We start from the raw sequence: 6,470 nt of genomic DNA, 5'->3' as shown, positions 1-6,470 counted from the left end.
AAGTTAAGATAGCCTATTTGGACATTTAAAATTTGATAGCTAAGAAGTTAATTTACACTAAATTTGGTATACTCCCCTCTTTTCTCCAATCTATAACTATTTCCTGTTAAGTTGAATATTTCGCATCTAAAAGATAATCTATCTAATACTGCTGTTGCTAACGCTGGATCTCCTAGGAACTCTGTCCATTCACTAAAGGTTTTGTTTGATGTAATCACCATTGCCACTTTCTCATCTAATTTTGAAATCAATTGAAAGAAAAGGTTTGCTTCCTCTTTACTAATGGGTAGATATCCGATTTCATCTAGTAACAGAACCTGAGTGTTAAGAATTCTTTTGTATAGTAAGTTATATTTATATGAATCTTTTCGATACTTCAAGATATCAATTAAATCAGTCATTGAAACAAAATAGACATCATATCCTTTTTTTAGAGCTTCAACTCCTAAAGAAATCATTATTCTAGTTTTACCTATTCCAGGAGGACCTAAAAGAATTAATTTAAACAAGCGATCTACCCATTGCATTTCACACAAAATATTAATTTTTTTCTTTGAAATTGATTTTTGAAAATTAAAATCAAAATCACTAAAATCCTTATGATATGGAAGACTAGCTTTTTTTAGTCGCATCTTATATTTTTTAGCTTCTCTTTCTTCAATTTCCATTTTAAAAACATTTTTTAGAAATTCACAGTATGATATGTTAGATTGCTCTGCATTCAAGAGATAATCATCAAGATTATCCCTTAAATTATTTAAATTTAACTGTATTGCTAACTCTTTTAATTCTTCATTTAACATAGCTTCACCAACTTTTCTTCGTATTCAGAAAGTTCTCTAGTTTCAGTAACTATATTTTTTAATTTATCTGGAATATTTTGTAGAGAAGGCTCTAACTCAGTATTTTTCTTAGTATTACTAAGAAGTTTCACCAAGAAATCTAAATCAAAATTCTCTTTGGATATACATTCTTTAATCGCATTTAGAAAAATTTCTTTATCGTATTCAGTAGATAAACTATCGATTCTTCTGAGTTGAGATTTTATGTATCGTTTTTTTAATATTTCAATATTTTCTATATACTGAATAATTAAATTTTTGTTAGAATAACGATCTAAAATTTTAGATTTAAGCTCCAAAATTTTAGGATCAAGCGTTGTATTTCTAGAAATATTTGAGATAAGTTTCCCCTTATCCTTAGAAATTTCGTAAGTATTAATACATTCTTTGGTTTTTAGATTAAAAAATGTTATTCGATTATCGTTACAAACTACTCCAACTTCTTTTTGTTTGTCTGAATATGTTTCTTTTGGAAGTTGATATCTATTACTTTTATATGTTACAGTATTGTCTTTTGATAAAGAATAGGTTACAATATTATTAGTTGTTTCTTCTTTTTCAAAGAGGAATGGAGGTACTTGTTGTAGATGTTCTTTTTCAAGGTGAAACATCTCTTCAGGTACTTTTTTTATTGTTGAATGTTCTTTTGCATTTCCAGTTCTTTTTAACCAATCTAAACAAAGTTCATTAAAATCATCAATATTTGTAAAAATTCTATGTTTAGCAAAATTATTTTTTACAAATTTAACAACAGCTTCAATTTTACCTTTACTTTCAGGATCATACGCTCTACAAAGATGCACTTTAAAATTCATAGTATTTATGTACTTTTGAAACAAATCTGTTTTAATAATATCTCCAAAGTTTTCCTTAACAAACATAGTTTTATCTTGATCATAGACAATGGTTTTTGGAACCCCACCAAAGAACTCAAAAGCTTTGTGATGACATTGTACAATATCACTTGATGTAAATGGTTTATCTTGCCAAATAGCAAATTTATATCTTGAGAAAGATAATACCATAGTGAACAGATAGAGTTTTTTAGTTTTTTTGTCTTCAGTAAGAAGATTAATCTGCCCCATATCTACTTGCGCTTGCTCTCCTATATCTGTTTCAGGAACCGCAAGAAATTGTCGTGAAACTTTGAGTTTAGGCAACTCATATTTTTTTCTAAGTTTTTCAACATACGATCGAACTGTTCTTTCAGCCATACTAAAGTTTTTATCTCTTTCTTTAAGCCAATCAAATACTTGAGCACCACTAATATCATTAAATTCTTTAATCCAAGATACGATAAGCTGCTCATATACATCCATTTTTCTTCCAACAATTCTTTGCTTATGTTGAGCTCTAAGAAGTTCAAATTCTTCAGATGACATATTCCAATATTTATTAATAGTTCTAACATCTGAATTTAGTATTCTGGCAATTTGAGTTACTTTAAGATTTTGTTCTTTTAAAGTTTTAATTTTATTAAACATAATCCATCCTTTCATCTGTATCCTCCAGTAGTATTTATTATACTTAAAGGATACTACATTTTAAAAGAAAGTGTAATCTGGTCTGCCGAAATTACAACATTGCGTTCTGCCGAAAAACCTACAAATCTATTATACCACTAACACAAGTAGATAAAGGAATTTCAGAGCTAAAAGCTGAAATATTTGAAGAATTTAAATATAATGAGAAATTAATGGAATATATTGAAAAGTTGATAGTTTCTGATTCTAAAAATGTTAGAAGAAACCTAGTTAAGTTACAAACTTTAGGGAATGAGTTTTCTTTAAACTTTTTAATTGGAGGTGTAGAATACAGCCTTTTAAAAGGTGACTTATCATTAGCAACTTTAACTTTAAAAGTTAAGCAATATACATTACCTGTAAAAAAAGAAGAATCTTTACAAAATGATTTGATTCCTAAAATTTGTGATGTAAAAACACGTAATATTTCAGAATACCAAAATGTTCAGGAGGAAGGATTATGAGTGATTTAGATATTTTAAGAGATATGGCAAACCAACTAAAACTTTCTACTTTAAAAACTAGCATTATGAAATTTATTGAAGAAGCAGAGCAAAGAAGTGAAACATATAAAGAATTTCTTTTTAAGATACTGAAGGCTGAAGTTGAGCGAAAGGAAAAGGATGCTTTAAGAAACCGAATTAAAAAAGCAAGGTTTCCTTATTCAAAAGAGATAGAAACTTTTGATACAACTTTTCAGAAATCTATTGATAAAACTAAAATAAATATTTTAAAAGAAATGAAATGGATTGATAATATGTACAACTTAATCTTCTTGGGTCCTCCTGGAGTAGGGAAATCTCATTTGATGATAGGGTTAGGCTATCGCGCTGCAGAACTAGGATATCAGGTATTGTTTCTTACTATGAGTGAATTAATATATTTTTTAAAGAATAAGGCTGATTGTAGGAAATCAAGAGAGGTAATAAACCGCTTAAATAAATGTGATTTATTAATGATAGATGAGGTTGGATATATTCCACTAACCAAAGAAGATGCTAACTTGTTCTTTGAGATAGTAAGTGGACTTCATGAAAAAACATCAATTTGTATAACATCAAATAAAGATTTTAGTCAATGGACAGAGCTTCTTCAAGATGAAGCTCTAGCTACTGCAATATTAGATCGCTTGGTTTACAGATGCCAGGTATTCAATCTAAAAGGTAACAGTTATCGGCTAGAAAATAGAGAGACTATCTTCAAGTAAAAACTTGCAAACACCACTCACGAAATTTTGCAAACTCTTATCATTTTTTTTTACAAATATGATTGACGTTCACAAGTGATCTAAATGAAATTGTTAATTATAATATAATGATTATAGGGGAAGCTATTTCTAAAATAGATATGAGAACTCTTTTAAAATACAATAATGATAAAAAATATTGGTTAAATATAAAAGGGACTCGTAATTTTTTGATTCATGAATATCATGGTGTAGATTATAAATTACTTTATAAAATAGCTACTACATTGTGTTTTGCAACTTTTTTTAGCAGCACTGTAGCACCTTTAAAGAGCACCACCATTTTTTCTTGATATAGCATTTTTTAATCTGTAACTTTCTCCACTAAAAATTACTAAATGTCCGTAATGAATTACTCTATCTAATATTGCAGTTGTAATCTTTTTATCCATAAAAATTCCATTCCATTTAGAAAACTCAATATTAGTTGTGATAATTAAACTTTTTCGCTCATAACAATCAGCAATGACTTGAAATAGTAGTTCTGCGCCCTTTTCTCCTATTGGAACATATCCCAGTTCATCTAGAATAATTAAATCATACTTTTTTAAATTCTTCAGAAATCTGCCAAGCGTTGCCTTATTATATGCGTCTATTAATTCATTTATTAAAGTAGCAACCTTAAAAAACCTAACCCTTTTTCCTTGATTACAAGCTTCAACGCCAATTGCTGTTGCTAAATATGTTTTTCCTGTTCCTACGGAACCATAAAAAATTAAATTGTGACTCTTTTCTATGAAATCACCAGTTTTAATTTCCTCTAAATTTAAACCTTCAGGTAACTGTATATCATCAAAACAATAGCCTTCAAATGTTTTAACAACATCGAATTTAGCCTCAGCAATCAGCCTATTTTTTCTTCTAATTTCTTGAGAATTTATACTTATCTCTAATACATTTGTTAAAAAATCTTTTTTATCACCTAGAGGAATAGATTCATATTCCTCTAAGATTTCACTTCCTAACTTAAGTTTTTTACAGTACTTTTCTAGCGTGTCCATTTAGTTCCCTCCCATTAAAATATCATATATTGATAACTCTGGTTCCATTGAATTTTGATAAGGTGTATTTATCTCATCAGGCCTAAGCTCTGTATATATTTTATTTGGCTCATTAAATGCCCTAAAAGTTGTAATTAGCGATGAAACATCATTTATACCTTTATCTAAATTAGATTCAAGCGCTCTTGTTGCCATACTTAAATCATTACTTATTAGCATTTCAGAAAGAGCTGAGACAATTTTTCTTTTTTCAATGTAATCTTTAGATTTAAAATATATCTTCCAAATTTCAGGTAGTTCTTGATAAAAATCAGTATATTCAAGCGCTGATATTTTTCGCTCTAAGACTTTAAGCCAATCTTTCCAATTTGTTATTTTTGTATTTTTTTTATATATTCGTCTATGAGATGTTAAAAGTTCATAGTTGCTATCTAAAATTTCAATTTTATCAACAAATATTTTTAACCAAACTTCACTGTTTAAAAAATTTGGGAGGACTGAATATTCATTACTTTCAAATTTAACAAAACCTACTTTATTCGTTTTATATTTTTGTAATTTATATACTTCAAAAGTATATGAATTAAGAGGAATCATTTCTGATAAATCAACTTTGAAAAGATCATTAATATTTTCATTTTTTTTGTAATGATCTCTGTCAGAGTCATGCTCACACTTTATTAATAACTCTTTATTAAAATCGCTTAAAGAATCAAAGCTAGGAATAGGTACAAATAGATTTCTTCGAGTATATCCTACTTTGTTTTCAACATGTCCCTTTTCATTACCGCTTGCAGGATTACAAAATTTTGCTTTAAACCCATAGTGAGTCATAAATTGAATAAATCTATCTGTTAATTTTCTTTCTTTTCCTTTTTTTATTTGAGCAACAGCAGTAGACATATTATCAAACCAAATTTCTTTTGGTACTTTTCCAATATGATCAAATATATTTTTCATACCTTGAAATAGAGCTTCTTGATTTTGACTCGGAAAAATTTGAACGTATGAATGATTACTATATGGGAAAGAAATTACCAAATGATAACCATTTATTAGTTCTCCATTCATAGAAAACTGCGTTTCACCAAAGTCAAGCTGGGCTTCTCCAGGTAAATGAGTTAAAGAAAGAAGACCTATATTTTTATTTGAGAAATCTTTTAAAGTTTTTTTCTTTTCATTTACATATTTACAAACTGTTCTATAGCTAATATTAAAAGTATCCGAAAACTCTTCGCATAATCTTTCAAAAACTCTTTTAGCAGTATGGCGCTGTTTTCGAGGAGAACCTAAATCACTAATCAACCATTGATTAATTATTTCTTTAAATGGATCAAGCGAACTTACTCCTGGTCTTCTGATAATTTTATCTGAAAAATCTTCAGTTAAGGCATATTTTTTAACAGTTCTAAAAGTATGTCCAGTTTCTCTAGCAATTTCTCTTAAAGATTTTCCTTGAATAGAATACATAGTTTTGATATTATATTTATTGATCATTGGCAACATCCTTTATACACCCCTTAATAATTAGATTTGGTCGTCTAACTTATTAAAGTGTTATTTTGGTTATTTGTCAATGGTCTCTTTTTTTATGCTAAGTGTTGCTTTTTTAAGTTGCATTTCTGCTGTCTTTTTATATTATCATAAACATACTACATTAATTAAAGATTTAAAAGTTCACATTTCAAAAATGATTGAGGATAGAATAAAAGAAATAGAATAAGGAAAACTAAAAGAGAGTCTATGAGAACTCTCTATTATATTATGTGTTAGTGTAGCATCTAGACTAGAGTATAGACAATACACTAAATTTTATACAAAATATATCCTATTTACACTGTTTTTCTTGCTTTTTCGA

At 28.1% G+C, this 6,470-nt stretch carries 7 protein-coding genes; 3 read left to right on the top strand and 4 right to left on the bottom strand.

Annotated features, from left to right (window positions below; genetic code table 11):
* Positions 1-47: 47 nt before the first annotated feature.
* Both istB (L992_RS07300) and istA (L992_RS07295) read right to left on the bottom strand, forming a co-directional pair.
* The gene (gene istB, locus L992_RS07300) at positions 48-803 is read right to left on the bottom strand and encodes an IS21-like element helper ATPase IstB (protein WP_047395362.1); all 756 of its coding nucleotides are present in this window, start codon (positions 801-803) and stop codon (positions 48-50) included.
* Positions 797-2,341, bottom strand: a complete 1,545-nt coding sequence (gene istA, locus L992_RS07295) for an IS21 family transposase (RefSeq protein WP_052193937.1) — start codon at positions 2,339-2,341, stop codon at positions 797-799. The genes istB (L992_RS07300) and istA (L992_RS07295) overlap by 7 nt, the downstream gene beginning before the upstream one ends.
* Before the next feature lie 197 nt (positions 2,342-2,538).
* On the opposite strand from istA (L992_RS07295), the gene L992_RS07290 reads away from it, so the two are divergent.
* The 3 genes from L992_RS07290 to L992_RS13890 all read left to right on the top strand — a co-directional run bounded on the left by L992_RS07290 (position 2,539) and on the right by L992_RS13890 (position 3,904).
* Complete coding sequence (locus L992_RS07290) at positions 2,539-2,829, top strand: hypothetical protein (RefSeq protein WP_047395360.1); 291 nt, start codon at positions 2,539-2,541, stop codon at positions 2,827-2,829.
* Positions 2,826-3,572, top strand: a complete 747-nt coding sequence (gene istB / locus L992_RS07285) for an IS21-like element helper ATPase IstB (protein ID WP_047395357.1) — start codon at positions 2,826-2,828, stop codon at positions 3,570-3,572. Before L992_RS07290 ends, istB (L992_RS07285) begins: the two co-directional genes overlap by 4 nt.
* Before the next feature lie 62 nt (positions 3,573-3,634).
* The gene (locus L992_RS13890) at positions 3,635-3,904 is read left to right on the top strand and encodes a DUF86 domain-containing protein (RefSeq protein ID WP_369797073.1); all 270 of its coding nucleotides are present in this window, start codon (positions 3,635-3,637) and stop codon (positions 3,902-3,904) included.
* Here the strand turns inward: L992_RS13890 and istB (L992_RS07280) are convergent.
* Complete coding sequence (gene istB / locus L992_RS07280; protein ID WP_047383561.1) at positions 3,878-4,612, bottom strand: IS21-like element helper ATPase IstB; 735 nt, start codon at positions 4,610-4,612, stop codon at positions 3,878-3,880. The two genes, L992_RS13890 and istB (L992_RS07280), sit on opposite strands and share 27 nt — an antisense overlap.
* Positions 4,613-6,118, bottom strand: coding sequence for an IS21 family transposase (gene istA / locus L992_RS07275; RefSeq protein WP_047395355.1), 1,506 nt, complete (start codon positions 6,116-6,118; stop codon positions 4,613-4,615).
* Positions 6,119-6,470: the final 352 nt, after the last annotated feature.

It is taken from the genome of Cetobacterium sp. ZOR0034, assembly GCF_000799075.1.
Lineage (GTDB): Bacteria > Fusobacteriota > Fusobacteriia > Fusobacteriales > Fusobacteriaceae > Cetobacterium_A.
Note: the sequence above shows the minus strand (reverse complement) of the source record. Positions and strands in the feature narration are given on the sequence as shown.